This is a genomic window from Microbacterium sp. B24 (assembly GCF_000333415.1).
Taxonomy (GTDB): Bacteria; Actinomycetota; Actinomycetes; order Actinomycetales; family Microbacteriaceae; genus Microbacterium.
In genome coordinates this window covers 1-985 of record NZ_BADB01000537.1, presented here as the reverse complement: position 1 = coordinate 985, position 985 = coordinate 1, and the positions used below count along the sequence as shown (strand labels likewise).

At 68.6% G+C, this 985-nt stretch carries 1 protein-coding gene and 1 pseudogene; both read left to right on the top strand.

The features are described from left to right. Nucleotides 1-178: pseudogene (locus I5I_RS17730) on the top strand (homoserine dehydrogenase); the annotation flags it as partial. Between the two features lie 37 nt (nucleotides 179-215). Further along, the coding region (gene thrC, locus I5I_RS15780; RefSeq protein WP_036322032.1) for a threonine synthase at nucleotides 216-985 on the top strand (770 nt) is incomplete at its 3' end.

Below are 985 nucleotides of genomic sequence, written 5' to 3'. Positions count from 1 at the left end.
AACCGATCGACCCGCAGCACAACTCGTTCCGGTCGAACAGGACGTCGCGGGCATCGCGCGTCTGGTCATCGGCACCCATACGGCACGCGAGCAGGACCTCAGCGACACCGTCGATCGTCTCGCCGCCAGCGGCGTGGTCGACCGGGTCGTGTCGGTTCTGCGTGTCGAAGGCAACTGAACTCGCGGTCGCGGCACCGCAAGAAGGAGACATGGAGATGGCACACGTCTGGCAGGGAGTCCTGCGCGAGTACGCCGATCGACTCGGAGTCACCGAGACCTCGACGGTCGTGACGCTCGGCGAGGGCGGTACACCGCTCATTCCGGCGGCGGCGCTGTCGCAGCAGACCGGCGCGAACGTCTTCATCAAGTTCGAGGGCATGAACCCGACGGGCTCCTTCAAAGACCGCGGCATGACGGTGGCCCTCTCTCGCGCCGTCGAGCACGGCGCGAAGGCCGTCATCTGCGCGTCGACCGGCAACACCTCGGCATCCGCTGCCGCCTACGCGGCGCACGCGGGCATCACGGCAGCGGTGCTCGTGCCGGAGGGCAAGATCGCGATGGGCAAGCTCAGCCAGGCGGTCGTCCACGGCGGCCGGCTGATCCAGGTGCGCGGCAACTTCGACGACTGCCTGGAGATCGCGCGAGAGCTGGCGGACAACTACCCCGTCCACCTCGTCAACTCGGTCAACCCCGACCGCATCGAGGGGCAGAAGACGGCCGCCTACGAGGTCGTCTCTCAGCTCGGCGACGCGCCCGACTTCCACCTCATCCCGGTGGGCAACGCCGGCAACTACACGGCGTACTCGCGCGGATACCGCGAAGAGGCCGCACGCGGCGTCGCGACCAAGGTGCCGCGGATGTTCGGCTTCCAGGCAGAAGGTTCGGCGCCGCTCGTGCGCGGCGAGGTCGTCCGCAACCCCGAGACGATCGCCTCGGCCATCCGTATCGGCAACCCGGCGTCGTGGGAACTCGCCCTCGAAGCCCG